Origin of the sequence: Rhizobium sp. WW22 (genome assembly GCF_047041135.1) — a bacterium.
Classification (GTDB): domain Bacteria; phylum Pseudomonadota; class Alphaproteobacteria; order Rhizobiales; family Rhizobiaceae; genus Rhizobium.
Genome location: NZ_CP178198.1, coordinates 1,754,165 through 1,769,871, shown reverse-complemented (window position 1 = coordinate 1,769,871; position 15,707 = coordinate 1,754,165). Strand labels below are relative to the sequence as shown.

Annotated in this window: 15 protein-coding genes and 1 pseudogene; 9 read left to right on the top strand and 7 right to left on the bottom strand. The window is 60.2% G+C overall.

Features of this window, described 5'->3' with window-relative positions; translation table 11 throughout:
- The first annotated feature begins 161 nt into the window (after window positions 1-161).
- Window positions 162-1,870, top strand: a pseudogene (locus ACK83U_RS08790) (Do family serine endopeptidase).
- A gap of 3 nt (window positions 1,871-1,873) precedes the next feature.
- On the opposite strand, the gene ACK83U_RS08785 reads toward ACK83U_RS08790, so the two are convergent.
- Window positions 1,874-2,455 (bottom strand): GNAT family N-acetyltransferase, encoded by a 582-nt coding sequence (locus ACK83U_RS08785; protein ID WP_112605336.1) that lies wholly within the window; start codon window positions 2,453-2,455, stop codon window positions 1,874-1,876.
- A gap of 33 nt (window positions 2,456-2,488) precedes the next feature.
- The gene (serB, locus tag ACK83U_RS08780) at window positions 2,489-3,379 is read right to left on the bottom strand and encodes a phosphoserine phosphatase SerB (protein ID WP_112605340.1); all 891 of its coding nucleotides are present in this window, start codon (window positions 3,377-3,379) and stop codon (window positions 2,489-2,491) included.
- 13 nt (window positions 3,380-3,392) lie between these two features.
- Between serB and miaA the strand changes: the two genes are divergently transcribed.
- Window positions 3,393-4,274, top strand: a complete 882-nt coding sequence (gene miaA / locus ACK83U_RS08775) for a tRNA (adenosine(37)-N6)-dimethylallyltransferase MiaA (RefSeq protein WP_412474821.1) — start codon at window positions 3,393-3,395, stop codon at window positions 4,272-4,274.
- 7 nt (window positions 4,275-4,281) lie between these two features.
- Here the strand turns inward: miaA and ACK83U_RS08770 are convergent, their stop codons facing one another.
- Window positions 4,282-6,306 (bottom strand): ATP-binding protein, encoded by a 2,025-nt coding sequence (locus tag ACK83U_RS08770; RefSeq protein WP_112605346.1) that lies wholly within the window; start codon window positions 6,304-6,306, stop codon window positions 4,282-4,284.
- Between the two features lie 327 nt (window positions 6,307-6,633).
- Between ACK83U_RS08770 and ACK83U_RS08765 the strand changes: the two genes are divergently transcribed.
- The 3 genes from ACK83U_RS08765 (at window position 6,634) to ACK83U_RS08755 (ending at window position 10,295) form a co-directional block, all read left to right on the top strand.
- Window positions 6,634-8,427, top strand: a complete 1,794-nt coding sequence (locus tag ACK83U_RS08765; RefSeq protein ID WP_015340284.1) for an acetolactate synthase 3 large subunit — start codon at window positions 6,634-6,636, stop codon at window positions 8,425-8,427.
- A gap of 83 nt (window positions 8,428-8,510) precedes the next feature.
- Window positions 8,511-9,083 carry an acetolactate synthase small subunit gene (gene ilvN, locus ACK83U_RS08760; RefSeq protein WP_112334546.1) on the top strand — a complete coding sequence of 191 codons (573 nt, stop codon included), beginning with the start codon at window positions 8,511-8,513 and terminating at the stop codon, window positions 9,081-9,083.
- 204 nt (window positions 9,084-9,287) lie between these two features.
- Window positions 9,288-10,295 carry a capsular biosynthesis protein gene (locus ACK83U_RS08755; RefSeq protein ID WP_112605349.1) on the top strand — a complete coding sequence of 336 codons (1,008 nt, stop codon included), beginning with the start codon at window positions 9,288-9,290 and terminating at the stop codon, window positions 10,293-10,295.
- 2 nt (window positions 10,296-10,297) lie between these two features.
- Here ACK83U_RS08755 and ACK83U_RS08750 read toward each other — a convergent pair whose 3' ends face one another.
- Window positions 10,298-11,146 carry an aldo/keto reductase gene (locus tag ACK83U_RS08750; protein WP_348648119.1) on the bottom strand — a complete coding sequence of 283 codons (849 nt, stop codon included), beginning with the start codon at window positions 11,144-11,146 and terminating at the stop codon, window positions 10,298-10,300.
- Between the two features lie 203 nt (window positions 11,147-11,349).
- Here ACK83U_RS08750 and ACK83U_RS08745 point away from each other — a divergent pair, with 203 nt between their 5' ends.
- The 4 genes from ACK83U_RS08745 to ACK83U_RS08730 are packed head-to-tail and all read left to right on the top strand — an operon-like array spanning window position 11,350 to window position 13,620.
- Window positions 11,350-11,943, top strand: coding sequence for a LysE family translocator (locus ACK83U_RS08745; protein WP_112605352.1), 594 nt, complete (start codon window positions 11,350-11,352; stop codon window positions 11,941-11,943).
- Window positions 11,944-11,967: 24 nt separating this feature from the next.
- Complete coding sequence (nthA, locus tag ACK83U_RS08740) at window positions 11,968-12,606, top strand: nitrile hydratase subunit alpha (RefSeq protein ID WP_112605355.1); 639 nt, start codon at window positions 11,968-11,970, stop codon at window positions 12,604-12,606.
- A complete protein-coding gene (gene nthB, locus ACK83U_RS08735; RefSeq protein WP_112605358.1) occupies window positions 12,603-13,262 on the top strand; it encodes a nitrile hydratase subunit beta in 660 nt (219 codons plus the stop codon). Before nthA ends, nthB begins: the two co-directional genes overlap by 4 nt.
- Window positions 13,249-13,620 carry a nitrile hydratase accessory protein gene (locus tag ACK83U_RS08730; RefSeq protein ID WP_112605361.1) on the top strand — a complete coding sequence of 124 codons (372 nt, stop codon included), beginning with the start codon at window positions 13,249-13,251 and terminating at the stop codon, window positions 13,618-13,620. Before nthB ends, ACK83U_RS08730 begins: the two co-directional genes overlap by 14 nt.
- Window positions 13,621-13,844: 224 nt before the next feature.
- Here the strand turns inward: ACK83U_RS08730 and ACK83U_RS08725 are convergent, their stop codons facing one another.
- The 3 genes from ACK83U_RS08725 to ACK83U_RS08715 are packed head-to-tail and all read right to left on the bottom strand — an operon-like array spanning window position 13,845 to window position 15,560.
- Complete coding sequence (locus ACK83U_RS08725; RefSeq protein ID WP_112605364.1) at window positions 13,845-14,648, bottom strand: anti-sigma factor family protein; 804 nt, start codon at window positions 14,646-14,648, stop codon at window positions 13,845-13,847.
- The gene (locus ACK83U_RS08720) at window positions 14,645-15,199 is read right to left on the bottom strand and encodes an RNA polymerase sigma factor (protein WP_112605367.1); all 555 of its coding nucleotides are present in this window, start codon (window positions 15,197-15,199) and stop codon (window positions 14,645-14,647) included. The genes ACK83U_RS08725 and ACK83U_RS08720 overlap by 4 nt, the downstream gene beginning before the upstream one ends.
- Window positions 15,183-15,560 (bottom strand): hypothetical protein, encoded by a 378-nt coding sequence (locus ACK83U_RS08715; RefSeq protein ID WP_112605370.1) that lies wholly within the window; start codon window positions 15,558-15,560, stop codon window positions 15,183-15,185. Before ACK83U_RS08715 ends, ACK83U_RS08720 begins: the two co-directional genes overlap by 17 nt.
- Window positions 15,561-15,707 lie beyond the last annotated feature (147 nt).

The window sequence follows — 15,707 nt, the reverse complement described above, 5'->3', positions numbered from 1 at the left end:
TTTGGCGGCCCTTTTCTTTAAGGCAGATTGCATCACCTTCGCCATCTCCACATCGGCGGGACGGAGGTCCGAGGATTTCGCAAAAAGGTGATTTCACGCTTCATCATTCCGCCTTATGTTGATGCTTATACAAGTTTTCCCTTTCTTTATGAGGATGCCTGATGGCTTCGACCAATCGCCTGCCTTTCAGCCGTTCGTTTGCCTTGCTCGCAAGCATTGCACTGATTGCCGGTCCCGTCGCGGGCGTTACCGAACAGGCTTATGCGCAGACGCAGAACAGCGGTGCGGCCGCAGGTACCCAGCCGCCAGCAACGCCGAACAATCAGACGCCGCCGGCCGCATCTCCCACGATCACTACGAATCCAGTGATGAATGCAGGACCGGCATCGGTTGCGGATCTCGCTTCCGGCTTACTCGACGCGGTCGTCAATATTTCCACATCGCAGAAGGTCAAGGATGAGGGGAATGGGCCGGCGACCCCGAAGGTGCCGGACAACTCGCCCTACCAGGATGAATTCAAGGATTTCTTCAACAACAAGAAAGACGACGACAGCAACCGCAAGGTGAGTTCGCTCGGCTCCGGATTCGTCATCGATCCCGCCGGCTATATCGTCACCAACAATCACGTCATCGAAGGTGCTGACGATATCGAGGCGATCTTCCCGAACGGCACGAAGCTGAAGGCCAAGCTGATCGGAACGGATACGAAGACCGATCTTTCGGTTCTCAAGGTCGAGCCCAAGCATCCGCTGACGTCCGTCAAATTCGGCGATTCCTCGAAGATGCGAATCGGCGACTGGGTGATGGCGATCGGCAACCCATTCGGCCTCGGCGGCTCGGTGACCATCGGCATCGTCTCGGCGCGCGGCCGTAACATCAATGCCGCCCCTACGACAATTTCATCCAGACCGATGCGGCGATCAACAAGGGCAATTCCGGCGGTCCGCTCTTCAACATGAAGGGTGAGGTGATCGGCATCAACACGGCCATCATCTCCCCGAGCGGTGGGTCGATCGGTATCGGCTTTGCAGTGCCGTCCGAACTCGCGGAAGGCGTCGTCAATCAGCTCCGTGACTTCGGCGAGACGCGTCGCGGCTGGCTCGGTGTGCGCATTCAGCCGGTCACGGACGATGTCGCTAATAGCCTCGGCCTATCCGAAGCCAAGGGCGCGCTCGTGGCCGGTGTCATCAAGGGCGGCCCCGTCGATAACGGCTCGATCAAGGCGGGCGATGTCATCCTCAAATTTGACGGCAAGGATGTGGAAGAGATGCGCGACTTGCCGCGCGTCGTTGCCGAAAGCACCGTCGGCAAGGAAGTCGACGTTGTCATCTACCGCGATGGCAAGCAGCAGACCGTCAAGGTGACGCTCGGCCGGCTGGAGGACAGCGATCAGGCGGCAGCCGCAAGCGCCGACAAGAACAAGAAGCCGCAGCTCGCGCCCGACGATAAGGGCAATGGCGATGGTGTCATCAATCCCGACCAAGGAGACGAGGGTGACGACGGCATGGATGGGCAGGATCAGGGAGGCGATCCGCAGCAATCGCCGCAGGCCCAGCCGCCGGTCCAGGCAACTTCGAGCATTCTCGGAATGAAGCTCTCGACGCTAACAGCCGAAAACCGCAAGAGCTTCGGCATTGCGGACAGTGTCGATGGCGTTGTCATCACCGAAGTGGCACCAGGCTCGGCGGCGGCGGAAAAGGGGCTGAAGCCGGGCGATGTCGTCGTTGAGGTTGCGCAGGAATTCGTCCAGACTCCGAGTGCTGCCTCTGAGAAAGTGGCTTCGCTGAAGCGGGAAGGCCGCCGCAATGCGCAGATGATGATCGCATCTCCGAACGGTGACTTGCGTTTCATCGCCGTCGCGCTTGAGTAGAAGTCAGCTCCCGGCTTGCTCCATCTGTTGCACCTGCCATTCGGCGACGCTCAGACGATAGAGGACGTGGCGCTTTAGGTGCGGATGAGTGTCGGGAACATTGGGGTGATCGAAGTCGCCGCCCTCGACGCGATGCATGCCGATCCGCTCCATTACGGCGGTCGATCTGACATTGTTGTGCACGGCGAAGGAAACAATTTGACTGAGGCCGAGCTTTCCGAAGCCATAGGCTAGCAATGCCCGCGCCGCCTCGCTGACCAGCCCCTTGCCCCAGTGCCGCGCCACCAGCCGCCAGCCGATCTCGATCGTTCCGACTGGGACGAATGGCTCAAGGTGATCCGTCCGCATCAGCCCGCAATAGCCGATTGCCTCACCGCTTTCCTTAAGTTCCAGCACATAGAGGCCGAGCCCGGTTTCCGCGATCATGGACCGGACGCGAGCGAAGAAGGCGTCCGCTTCCGCGCGATTGCGGCGAAACGGAAAGAACTCCATAACGGCCTCGTCGGAATTGATCTCGTAGGCCAGATCGCGATCCGTCTCGCGCCAATTGCGGATGATGAGGCGTTCGGTTTCGGTGATGATCATCTGCGGCCCCTGACTTCAGCGATTTGGACTGCTCTATGGTTTGACGAAGTCCGTCTTGCGGTAGCCTTGGATATAGAGCAGGGCAGTCAGGTCACCGTGGTCGATGCGCATTCTGGCCTGTGCCGAAACGGTGGGCTTGGCATGGAGCGCGACGCCGGAACCGGCAAGCTGCAACATGCCAAGGTCGTTGGCGCCGTCGCCGACGGCCAGCGCGTCATCAACAGAAATGCCGAGCCTCTCGGCGATTTCATTCAGCGCATCCACCTTGGCCTGCTTGCCGAGGATGGGTTCCTCGACAAGGCCGGTCAGGATGCCGTTTTCTTCCAGCAAGACATTTGCCCGGTTCTCGTTGAAGCCGAGGGTGGCGCCGATCCGTATGGTGAAGACAGTGAAGCCGCCGGAAACGAGGGCGGTGTAGTAGCCCTTCGCTTTCATGGTGGCGATGAGCTCGAGGCCGCCTGACGTGAGCGTGATGCGCTTGGCAATGACCTCATCGACCACGGAAAGCGGCAATCCTTTGAGGAGAGCGACGCGCTCGCGCAGGGCTGGTTCGAAAGCGATCTCACCATTCATGGCGCGGGCGGTGATATCGGCAACCTTCTCCTTGAGGCCGACTTCGGCCGCAAGCTCGTCGATGCATTCCTGGCCGATCATCGTGGAATCCATGTCGGCGATCAGCAATTTCTTGCGACGGGTTTCGGCTTCCTGGATCACCAGATCGATCGGCGCGCTGCCGATCACCGCCAGGATATTGGCTTCCGCTGCCTCGATATCGGTGTCGTCGCGCAGCGCGATATCGCAGGCAATACCGTCGGCAAGCCAATAGAGCCCGGACGCTTTGACAGCATCAGCCGCCTGTTCTGCGATGGCCGGAACGAGAACGGGGTTTGACGGATTGGCAATAAGCGTGGCAACGAAGGCCATGAGCAGAAACCCTATGAGCAATATCGACGCGATCCTGATAACCGGGCCGACCGCCAGCGGCAAGTCCGCACTGGCGGTGGAATTGGCCCGTTCGCATGATGGCGTCGTCATCAATGCCGACAGCATGCAGGTCTATGACACCCTGCGCGTGCTGACCGCGCGGCCGGATGAAGCAGATATGGAAGGCATTCCGCACTATCTTTATGGCCACGTCCCGGCGAGCCAGGCCTATTCGACCGGCGCCTGGCTGCGCGAGACAGGCGCCTTGGTCGAGCGCTTGCGCGGCGCGGGCAGAATGCCTGTCTTTGTCGGGGGGACGGGTCTTTATTTCAAGGCGCTGACGGGCGGACTGTCCGATATGCCGGAGATTCCGTCCGATATCCGCGATCGGCTCCGTGGCCGGCTGCTGGCGGAAGGGGCGGAAACTCTGCATCGTGAGCTTGCGGAGCGCGACGCCGCCGTCGCAAAAACGCTGAGCCCGCAGGACGGACAGCGTATCGTTCGCGCCCTGGAAGTGATTGAAGCGACGGGCCGGTCCATCGCCGCTTTTCAGGGTAAGAACGGACCAATGATCATTAATCCCGACCGTGCGCGAAAGATCGTGGTTCTGCCTAAGCGCGCTATCCTGCATGAGCGCATCAACAGTCGTTTCGAGACGATGCTGGCGATGGGAGCGGAAGACGAGGTGCGGGCTCTGCTGGCACTGGATCTTCCCTCGGAAATGCCCGTCATGAAGGCGATCGGGGTCGCGCAGATCGCTGCGATGCTGAAGGGGGAGATGACGCGTGCCGAGGTCATCGAAACCGGATCCGCGGCGACACGGCAATATGCCAAACGGCAGATGACCTGGTTCCGTAATCAGATGGACGGGAGTTGGGAGCGCTTGAGCCCGTAGTCCGGTATCAGTCCTTGTCGTAAAGACTGCTGAGCGGCTTTCTCAGAATGCTGTCCCGCAAGGACAAGCCGGGTTCGCGCCGCAGGGATGGAGCGGGCTCTCTCGGCGGTACCGAGCGCGTGTCTCCTTCGTCGCTGCGGAATTCGCGGCGCAATTCCGCAAGCTTGCTGTCAATCGACGTTTGTGAAGCCGCTGCCGGCTGCGGTGCGGCGGTACGAGGCAGCATGTCTGGACGATAGGGTTCGATCGGCGGCGGGTTCGGTTCCACGTGGGGCCGGATTGGCTGCTCGACTGGCACTTCGTCGAAATCATCCTTGATATCCGTCACGGGCATAGCATTGTAGCTTTGCTGCAGAGGACTGATATCGGGGCCTGAAATCGAGCGCATGCGGCCGACAATCGTACGCAAATCGACAGTGTCCGGCGAGTCCTCGCTGGTTTTCGCGACGCTGCCGCTCGCTTTCGGCAGCAAATGTCGATCGACCTGGGAAAAGCGCATGCGCATCGGCACTGCGATAGCCTCGCCGAAGGCGATAGCTTCGCCGTTGCCGATCGATGACAGGAAGCTGGTTGTCGATATCGAGGAGTTCGGGATGGCTGAGCGGATGATTTCCTGGTCGCGATCATTGGCAAGGCGCATGGCAAACAGCGTCGAGCACTGCGACAGGATCGTCTGATCCAGTTCGCCCGGCCGCTGCGTGATGATGCCGAGCGATACGCCGTATTTGCGTCCCTCTTTGGCAATGCGGGCGATCGCCTGGCGCGTCGGGAAGAAGCCAAGGCTCGGATCGGCAGGAATATAGCGGTGAGCTTCCTCGCAGACGACGAGCATATGGATTGCGCCATCGCTCCAGAGAGCCAGTTCGAAGGCCATGCGGCAAAGGACGGAGGCAACGGAATTGATGACTTCCGAAGGGATGCCGGCGAGCTGGAAGGTGCAGATCGGCTTGCCGTCGCCTGGAATGCGGAAGATCTTGGCAATGGTCTCCATGATCGTGTCGGTGATCGTATTGTTGGAGAACATGAAATGATAGCGGGGATCGTTGATCGCCGAGATGATGCGCATCTTCAGGGAGCGCAGGTGCGGCTTTTCCTGACGGCCTTCAAGGCGACCGATGCGTTCGTCTATCAATGCCAGCAGATCGGCCATGCGATAGGGGACTGGCGTATCCGCCGTTACCGAAGACTTTTCCGTCTGGCGGCGCATCAGAGCTGAATCGCTGCCTCGGAAGGCACGGCGCGCTTCGGGAATGAGATCGCGCAGAGCATCGAGTTCCTCAGGCACCGCCGGCCGGCCACGGAAGATGACTTCGCTAAATTCGTCGAGACGCATCAGCCAGAAGGGCAGATCAAGCGTGTCAGTGTCGATGACGACAGCGTGCCTTGGAAAGGCGGCAGCGAATTCATTATGCGGATCGAGGATCAGCACGCGCAATTTCGGATCGGCTGTGATTGCCTTGTGCAACAGCAGCGATACGGCGGTGGATTTGCCGACACCGGTCGATCCCACGACCGCGAAATGTTTCGCCAGCATCGTGGGAATGTGGATGGCGGCGTCTATGCTTTCGTCCTGCGTCAGCTTGCCGATGACGCAGCTGCTGCCCTTGCCGGCATCGAAGATGCGCATGAGATCGGCGGCACGGATGCGATGCGCGATGGCCCCGAGATAGGGATAGGCGGTAATGCCGCTCGAAAACTCCTCGCGCCCATCCGGTCCGACGCGGACTTCGCCAAGCAATTCCACCTCGATGCGAAAGAGATTGTCCTGCCCTTCGCCCCAACCGACGCTCTGCGTATTCATCGAATAGACGAGGGCTGCGACGCGGTTCTTCCCGACGCTGATGGAAATCAGTCGGCCGACCGACCAGAGTTCGGTCAGGTCCGTGCCGCCGGCCTCGGCCACAGCGGCGATCGTCGCTCTGGAACCGTTGCACGCGACGACGCGACCGAGAAAGCGATTTCCCGGTTTCAACTTGTCGCGGCGATCAAGATCTCCCGCGCTGCCTGATGTCTGCAGATCGTTATTCAGCAAACAATTACCCCAATTTTAGATGTCGGAGCATAGAGACGTGGGCTTAATAAAACCCTGTCTGCCATCCGCTCTTTTTATGGGGTTATGATGCCGCCGCGATTTTTTATTGCTTCACGCGTTGACGCTTCGAAATTTTCTGTCTATCACTTCGGCCCATGAAAAACTCGATCGTTCTTATCGTGGTGGGAAGGCGCATGGGCAGGATGGTGTAACCATCCGGCGATAGCCACCCATGCGCTAGATGACAGGCTCCCGAAGGGGCCTTTTTTTATGCCCGAAATCGAGATTTCATCTTTCCAAAACTCCAGCAGACAGCGGAACAAACGTATGACCGGCACAGATAATCAGGCGAGCGGCAATCGAATGACAGGCGCGGAGATCGTGTTGCAGGCGCTCAAGGACAACGGCGTCGAACACATCTTCGGTTATCCGGGCGGCGCTGTGCTTCCGATCTATGACGAGATCTTCCAGCAGGACGACATCAAGCACATTCTCGTCCGCCATGAGCAGGGCGCCGGCCATGCGGCCGAAGGCTATGCCCGCTCCACCGGCAAGGTCGGCGTCATGCTGGTCACCTCCGGTCCCGGTGCGACCAATGCGGTCACGCCGCTGCAGGACGCCTTGATGGATTCGATTCCGCTCGTCTGCCTCAGTGGTCAGGTTCCCACCACGCTGATCGGCTCAGATGCGTTCCAGGAATGCGATACGGTCGGGATCACGCGTCCCTGCACCAAGCACAACTGGCTGGTCAAGGATGTCAACGAACTGGCCGCCGTCATCCACGAAGCCTTTCGCATTGCTCAGTCAGGCCGTCCCGGCCCCGTTGTTGTCGACATTCCGAAGGACATCCAGTTTGCGACCGGCACCTATACGCCGCCGGAAGCCCATGATGTCCAGAAGAGTTATCAGCCGAAAATCCAGGGCGATCTCAACAAGATTCACCAGGCGATCGAGCTGATGAAGAATGCCCGTCGTCCGGTCATCTATTCCGGCGGCGGCGTCGTCAACTCCGGTCCAGAAGCTTCCAAGCTGCTGCGCGAGCTGGTCGAGCTGACAAATTTCCCGATCACATCGACGCTGATGGGCCTCGGCGCCTACCCGGCATCGGGCAAGAGCTGGCTCGGCATGCTCGGCATGCACGGTTCCTACGAAGCCAACATGGCGATGCATGATTGCGACGTTATGGTCTGCATCGGCGCGCGCTTCGACGACCGCATTACCGGCCGTCTCAATGCTTTCTCGCCGAATTCGAAGAAGATCCATATCGATATCGATCCGTCCTCGATCAACAAGAACGTACACGTCGATATCGGCATTCTCGGTGATGTCGGCAATGTTCTGGAAGACATGGTTCGTCTGTGGCGTGCCCTGCCGCAGAAGCCTGCGGCGGACCGCCTCAGCGACTGGTGGGCCGATGTTGCGCGCTGGCGCGCGCGCAACTCGTTCGCCTACAAGCCGAGTGACGACGTCATCATGCCGCAATATGCGATCCAGCGCCTTTATGAGCTGACCAAGCATCGCGATACCTACATCACGACCGAAGTCGGTCAACACCAGATGTGGGCGGCGCAGTTCTACGGCTTCGAACAGCCGAACCGCTGGATGACCTCGGGCGGTCTCGGAACCATGGGGTACGGCCTGCCGGCTGCGCTCGGCGTTCAGATCGCTCATCCGGAGAGCCTGGTTATCGATATTGCCGGCGATGCCTCGATCCAGATGTGCATTCAGGAAATGTCGGCTGCGATCCAGCACAATGCGCCGATCAAGATCTTCATCCTCAACAACCAGTACATGGGCATGGTTCGCCAGTGGCAGCAGCTGCTGCACGGCAATCGCCTGTCGAACTCCTACACGGAAGCGATGCCCGATTTCGTCAAGCTTGCGGAAGCCTATGGCGCCGTCGGCCTGCGCTGCGAAAAGCCGGGTGACCTCGATGCGGCCATCCAGGAAATGATCGACGTCAATAAGCCGGTCATCTTCGATTGCCGTGTTGCCAATCTCGCCAACTGCTTCCCGATGATCCCCTCGGGCAAGGCACATAATGAGATGCTGCTCCCGGACGAGGCGACCGATGAGGCTGTCGCCAACGCGATTGATGCCAAGGGTCGCCAACTGGTTTGATCGATAGTCGGGTGCGGCACAAGCTGCGCCCGGCCGATCTCGCTGGCATACCGAACAAGAACCGAGGAAACGGAACAAGGATCATGAACGCACACCTTCAACCCACGGGCTCCGCCTACTTCATTTCGCCCGAAACCGCGGCGGCCGAGAGCCACACGCTTTCGGTGCTTGTCGACAACGAGCCCGGCGTTCTTGCCCGCGTCATCGGCCTCTTCTCCGGCCGCGGTTACAACATCGAAAGCCTCACGGTTTCGGAGACGGAGCATCAGGCGCATCTGTCGCGCATCACCGTCGTCACGCGCGGCACGCCGCAGGTGCTGGAGCAGATCAAGGCGCAGCTCGAGCGCATCGTTCCCGTTCACCGCGTCGTCGATCTGACGGTACGCGCCCGCGAACTCGGCCAGGAACGGCCGATCGAGCGCGAAGTGGCGCTGCTGAAGGTAACCGGAAGCGGCGAAATGCGCGCCGAAACGCTGCGGCTCGCCGACGCATTCCACGCCAAGGTGGTGGATGCGACTATCGAGCACTTCATTCTCGAGATCACCGGCAAGTCCTCGAAGATCGACCAGTTCATCGCCATCATCAAGCCGCTCGGCCTCATCGAAGTCTGCCGCACCGGCATCGCCGCGATGAATCGCGGCTCGCAGGGAATGTAAGAGCCTGCGGCGTTGAGGGGGCATCGCATATGAGGCAAATCGGGGCTGCAAATTCCTTCTCCCCTTGGGGAGAAGGTGGCCCGAAGGGCTGGATCAGGGGGGCTTTCCGATTTGAATTCACGAATTTTCGTGCTCCTGGCAGACACCCCCTCATCCGCCTGACGGCACCTTCTCCCCGAGGGGAGAAGGGGAAACGCGGTAACAATGGCTGATATCGACGAAAAGCCATGGCATCCGCCCGCTGGTATGCGCCTCGGCGCCGCGCCTTTCGTACGAAGTGACTTTCCCTGGCTCGGACATTATTTCGGCTCGCAGAAGCTGGCTTCGATCGCTTCTCCTGGAATAGGCGGTGTCGTATCCTGGGGTGGCCGTGCGCCGGCCAAGGTGGCCGCCAGGATTGCGCGGTTTCGCGGATTGCGTCACTGGCATCTGGAGGACGGCTTTCTGCGGTCGATGGGGCTCGGCAAATCCGGCGCTATTCCGCTATCCATCGTTATCGACGATCTTGGTCTGCCCGTCGATGCAAACAGCCCGTCGCGGCTTGAGCGGCTGATAGAAGGTGCCGGGGAGACGGGAGAGCTCGGCCGCGCAATTCGCGAGCAGATCGTTCTTAACAAGCTCTCAAAATATAATCATCTTCCTCATCGATCGCCTCACATCGAGCAGACGACAAAGCGGCGCATTCTGCTGGTCGATCAGGTCGTTGGCGACGTTTCTGTCGGTCGTGCGCTCGGCTCGAAAGTCTCCTTTGAGAAGATGCTCGCCGATGCGCTGGCAACCGATGCGCAATGCCTGATCCGCACCCATCCGGATGTCATGGCCGGCCTTCGCAAGGGGTATCTCACGCGTGACGACTCGAAAGGTGATGCAATCCTAGTCGATGACGAGGTATCAGTGGCGTCGATCCTTGACGTCGTGGACGAGGTCTGGACGGTTTCCAGCCAGTTTGGCTTCGATGCGCTTCTGCGCGGCATTCCGGTTCGCTGCTATGCCGCGCCCTTCTATGCCGGCTGGGGCGTGACCGAGGATCATTTCGGCGTTTACACCAAGGCAGCGCTCGCCGGACGCCGGACGAAGCGGCGGACGGTCGATCAGATCGCCGCCGCCGCCTTTTCGCTCTATCCGACCTATCGCGATCCGGCTGACTGGCGCGAAATCGACGTCTTCCGGGCGATCGAGCTGATCGTCGCGCAGCAGAAGGCGGCCGCCTGAACCTACAGCATGTCCAGGGACTTCTTTCGCGACGGCGGCGGGAAGGCGGCATCGAGCACGGCCCAATCCTCATCTGTAATATCGATATCGACAGAGTCTCGATTTTCCTCGATGCGCTGTGCGTTCGAGGATTTCGGGATCGATATGACGCCGTCGCGCTCCAGCAGAAAGGCAAGCGCGATCTGGGCCGGGGTCGCCTGATAGGTCTTGGCGACGCGAATCAGCTCGGGATGATGGAGCAGGCGGCCTTGCTCGATCGGTGAATAAGCCATGATCGGAATGCTGCGCTCCTGGCACCAGGGCAAGAGGTCGTATTCGATGCCGCGTCGGGAGAGATTGTAGAGCACCTGATTGGCGGCGACATTGCCGCCGTTCGGCACGGAAAGCAGCTCGTCCATATCGTCGACATCGAAATTCGAAACGCCCCAGGCCTCGATCTTGCCGGCGGCTTTCAGGCCTTCGAAAGCTTCCACCGTCTCTTCAAGCGGGTAGTTGCCGCGCCAATGCAGCAGATAGAGATCAAGGCGATCGGTATTCAGGCGCTTCAGGCTGCGTTCGCAGGCTTCGACCGCGCCTTTGCGGCTGGCATTGGCGGGATAGACCTTGCTGACAAGAAAAACCTCGTCGCGACGGCCTTCGATCGCCTTGCCGACGATCTCTTCCGAGCCGCCGTCTGCGTACATCTCAGCCGTATCGATCAGCGTCATGCCCAGATCGAGGCCGGTCTTGAGGCTGGCGATCTCATCCCTGGCGCTTGCGCTATTCTCGCCCATATTCCAGGTGCCCTGGCCAAGTGCCGGAACCTGGATGCCCGAGGGAAGGGTGACGGTTGGGATGGGCTCGCGCATGATCATTCCTCGCTGCAGAAAATCGAAGGATAGAAGCATTCGGCCGGATTTCAATCGACATGCGTCGTGTCACGGTGACAATCATCCTATGGCTTTCGTATGGCCGGCGAACTAATGTCGCACGATCATGCGCCCTCGTATTTTTGCGCGCGTGAAGAAGAATTTTGGATGCCGCCTTGTCACGATACGGTGTCCTAGGAGGCATCATGGCGCTGGATACATTTCTGGCTCTTCTACTTTTTGCATTCACGACCTCCATCACGCCCGGACCGAACAACATGATGTTGTTTACCTCCGGTGTGAACTTCGGTTTCCGGCGCACCATTCCACACATGCTCGGCATCGGCGTCGGCTTTTTTGTGCTGCTGATTGCCGTGGGGTTGGGATTGGGTGCGCTTCTGCACACGGTGCCGGTGCTCTATACCGCGCTTAAATTCGCCGGCGGGGCCTACCTCGTCTGGATTGCCTGGAAGATCGGCACCTCGCGCAGCCTGAGCGAGGCGGAAAGCGATGCAAAGCCGATGAGTTTCATCAGCGCTGCTGCTTTCCAATGGGTCAATCCCAAGGCGTGGGTGATGGCTGTCACCGCCATGGCCACTTACACAAATGAGCAGCTCTATCTCTTCACTGTCCTTCTCGTCGGGCTCGCGTTTGCCGCTGTGAACGTCCCGAGCGTATCGACCTGGGCCGGCTTCGGCTCCGTCCTGCGCGATTGGCTCTCCGATCCCGTCCGGCTGAAATGGTTCAACATAACCATGGCCGTTCTGCTGGTGCTCAGTCTCTGGCCGATGTTAAAGTAGGCGCAAAGAGACAGGGAGACGGCTATGTCCCACGACCACTCGCATGATGACGATGGTCATCATCACCACGACAACCACTATTCGGATATGCAGGCGCGGGTGAAGGCGCTGGAAACGCTGCTGACGGAAAAGGGGTTGATCGATCCGGTTGCGATCGACCGCATCGTGGAGACATATGAGACAAAGGTCGGGCCGCGCAATGGCGCGCAGGTGGTGGCGAAAGCCTGGAGCGATCCCGATTTCGCCGACTGGCTGCGGCGTGACGCGACAGCGGCGATCGCAAGCCTCGGCTTTACCGGCCGCCAGGGCGAGCATATGCGCGCTGTCTTCAATACCCCGGAAACGCATAATCTGATCGTCTGTACGCTGTGCTCCTGCTATCCCTGGGCGGTGCTCGGGCTGCCGCCGGTCTGGTATAAGGCGCCGGCCTATCGTTCGCGTGCGGTGATCGACCCGCGCGGCGTGCTTGCCGAATTCGGCTTGACGCTACCACAGGAAAAGAAGATCCGCGTCTGGGATTCGACGGCGGAACTTCGCTATCTGGTAATCCCCGAGCGGCCGGCCGGTTCCGAAGGCATGGGTGAGGCGGCGCTGGCGGATCTCGTCAGCCGCGACGCGATGATCGGCACGGCGGTCGTCGGAATGCCGGAGGCAGGGCTATGAACGGGCCGCACGATCTTGGCGGCCAAATGGGTTTCGGCCCGGTCGCGCCGGAGCCGAACGAGCCTTATTTCCACGCCGAATGGGAAAAGCGCGCGCTCGGCATCACGCTCTCCTGCGGTGCGTTTGGGGCCTGGACGATCGACGAGAGCCGGCATGCGCGCGAAAACATTCCGCCGGCCGACTATCTGGGTGCCAGCTACTACGAGATCTGGACCCGCGCAGTCGATATGCTGCTGGAGCGGCATGGTTTTGCCACGGCGGAGGAGTTGCGCACCGGTCGTTCGCTCGAACAGGGCAGAGTGCCGAAGCGGATTTTGAAGGCGGATATGGTCGACGGTGTGCTGGCCAAGGGCGGTCCTTGCGACCGGCCGGTCGATACTGCACCGCTCTTTGCCGTCGGCGATCACGTCCGCACCAAGAATTTCAATCCGACTGGCCACACCAGATTGCCGCGCTACGCCCGCGCCAAAATCGGTGTCGTTGAGGCCGTGCAGGGTTCTTTCGTCTTTCCCGACGACAATGCCCATGGCCGGGGCGAAAATCCGCAATGGGTCTATACGGTGGTCTTTGACGGTCCGGAGATCTGGGGTGAGGGCGCTGATCCCTCGTTGACCGTCTCGATCGATGCCTGGGAGAGCTATCTTGAGCGTGTGTGAGGTTCCATCGCCTCTGGCGCAATCGCCTGGATTGCCAAAGTCTGCCGATGGTGAGCCGGTCTTTCCGGAACCCTGGGCGGCAGAGGCTTTCGCCATGACCGTGCATCTGCACGAGACAGGCCTGTTTTCTTGGAGCGAATGGGCGGAGCGCCTGTCTGGCGAGCTGCACAAGCCGGGCCGCGCGGTCGACGGCAGCGACTATTTCGATTGCTGGGTGGTGGCGCTGTCTGGCTTGCTCGTGTCGAAGGGTATCGCGGATGCCGATGCGATCCTGGCTTTGCAGCAAAGCTGGCAACGTGCGGCGGAGGCCACGCCGCATGGAAAGCCGATCGCGCTGGAGAATGATCCTCGACGTTAGAAGGCGGGCTTGCCTGGGACCATCCCTGCCGTTCGAGGCTTCGATCTGCGACCTCCGCACCTTAGGATAAGGATGGAGCGAGTGTCGAATTACATGAAAGCTCACCTGATCGGCCTGCGCAAAAGACTAGCCCTTATGGTGAGGAGGGCCAAGGGGCCGTCTCGAACCACGAGGGCGCGTGGCCGGCCCCTATCTAAATGTCCTATGCGAGTGTCCCGCCGGCGTCAGGAAGAGAACTGCTTGTAGCACTCGTCCGCCACCTGCCGCAGCATGTCGCGCGAGATTTCGCCTGTCACGGCATAGCCGAGATCGCCGTCGATCCAGTAGAAGGTCTCGACGGCTTTGTCGCTGGCGATGCGGAAGCTGGTCGTCGTGTTGCCGCTATTGCGCCCCACCAGCACGGTCAGACGCTGGCCGCTGGCATTTTCGTACATGAATAGCGCTCCGGGCGTACCGTTGATCGGCAGCAGCCGGCCACCGACGAGCTGGAAGCCCAGTTTCTGCAGGCTCGGCACCTTGAGGCTAGCGACATTCATGCGCTTCCCGAGCCAAGTGGCAAGATGTGTCTCCTGATCCGCTCCGACTTCGACGGGATGGCGGACATCGCTGGCATAGACGACGAAGGCCGAGTGTGCTTGCTGCGGCAGAGCTTCGATTGATGTCAGCTGCAATTCGGGTCTGGCAAAAAGATCAGGGCCGAAGTGGCCGGCTGCAGCACCGGCGATGAAGAGCGCTAATGAGGCGGCAAGCATCCTCAGCTTGGGGCTTCGTTGCGGGGCAAACGCCTGTGCGGCCGATGAGGTTCTGCTTTTCAAAATGAGGTCTGTGTCGCCATCTCTCGATACCGCATAAGGGGAGAACATGGCCCGGATGTCATGGTTCTGGGCCTGCCATGCAGCCACGGAAGCAGCCTCTTCAGGATTTTCGGCCAGCCATGCATCCAGTTCCGCCTGTTTTTCCGGCGGCAGAAGGCCATCGGCAAAGGCGTGAAGATCCGCTTCGGTCACGGTCGGTTTGTGTTCGTTCATTTTGGTCTCCGAAGCGTGACAACATTTTCTGCATTCAGCAGGCTGGTCATCTTCTGGCGGGCGCGTGACAGGCGCGACATGACTGTGCCGATCGGGATATCGAGCATGTCGGCGACATCCTGATAGCTGTAGCCCTCGACGACGACGAGCATCAGCACCGCGCGATAGTCTTCGCCGAGGCTGTACAACGCCGTTTCGAGGCGCGATCGCTGTAGCGGATCGTTGTCCGTTTCGTCAGCCGGCAGGTGGCTGTTGTCATCGATATCGACGAAGCTGCGGCCGCCCTGCTGGCGCCGCTCGTTGCGGTAAAGATTGGTCATGATGGTGAAGATCCAGCTGCGCAGGTTCAGTCCGCGCCATTGGCCGCGGCGGGTCAGAACCTTCTCGACACAATCCTGAAGCAGGTCCTCGCCATCGGCATCCGACTGGGCGAGGCTGCGCGAATAGCGTCGCAGCGAGGGGAGGAGCGCCAGCACCTCCGCCTCGAAACTATCGAGCGCGGCGGAGGGGCCCGCCGCGCCGTTTCTGGTCCGGTCAGGGCCGTGCGACATCCCAGACGCCCTTGAAGCCGTCACCGGCGACATCACCGGACTTTGCGTCCTTGACGAAGAAATAGAGCGGCATGCCGTCCTTTGCCCACTGTTTCATCCCGTCCTTGCGGGTAATGATCGAATATGCACCCTCTGCTTTGGCTTTGCCATCGGCCATGAGCGGCGGCCAGGCCTTTGCGCAATCGCCGTTGCAATTGGATTCGCCCGACTTGTCGTTCTTGAACGTATAGAGCGTCATACCGTTTTCGCCGGCCAGCACCTTGCCCTTGGCGCTGTCGACCGTCTTGACAGGCGCGGCGAAGGCGGCGGTGGCAAAGGCCGATGCCGCAGCAAGCGCGGCCAGGAAACTCAGGGTCTTCATGATGTCTCTCCTCGGGTGGGTGAACGATGGTCGTCCAGGCCTCGCATTTGGCGTTGCCGGACATGAGACACGCCTGCTCGGGATTTTATTCCCAGCTCGCCGGGTATTTTTACCGCTTGCTTCCATTAGCCGAATCCTGCCAAGTCG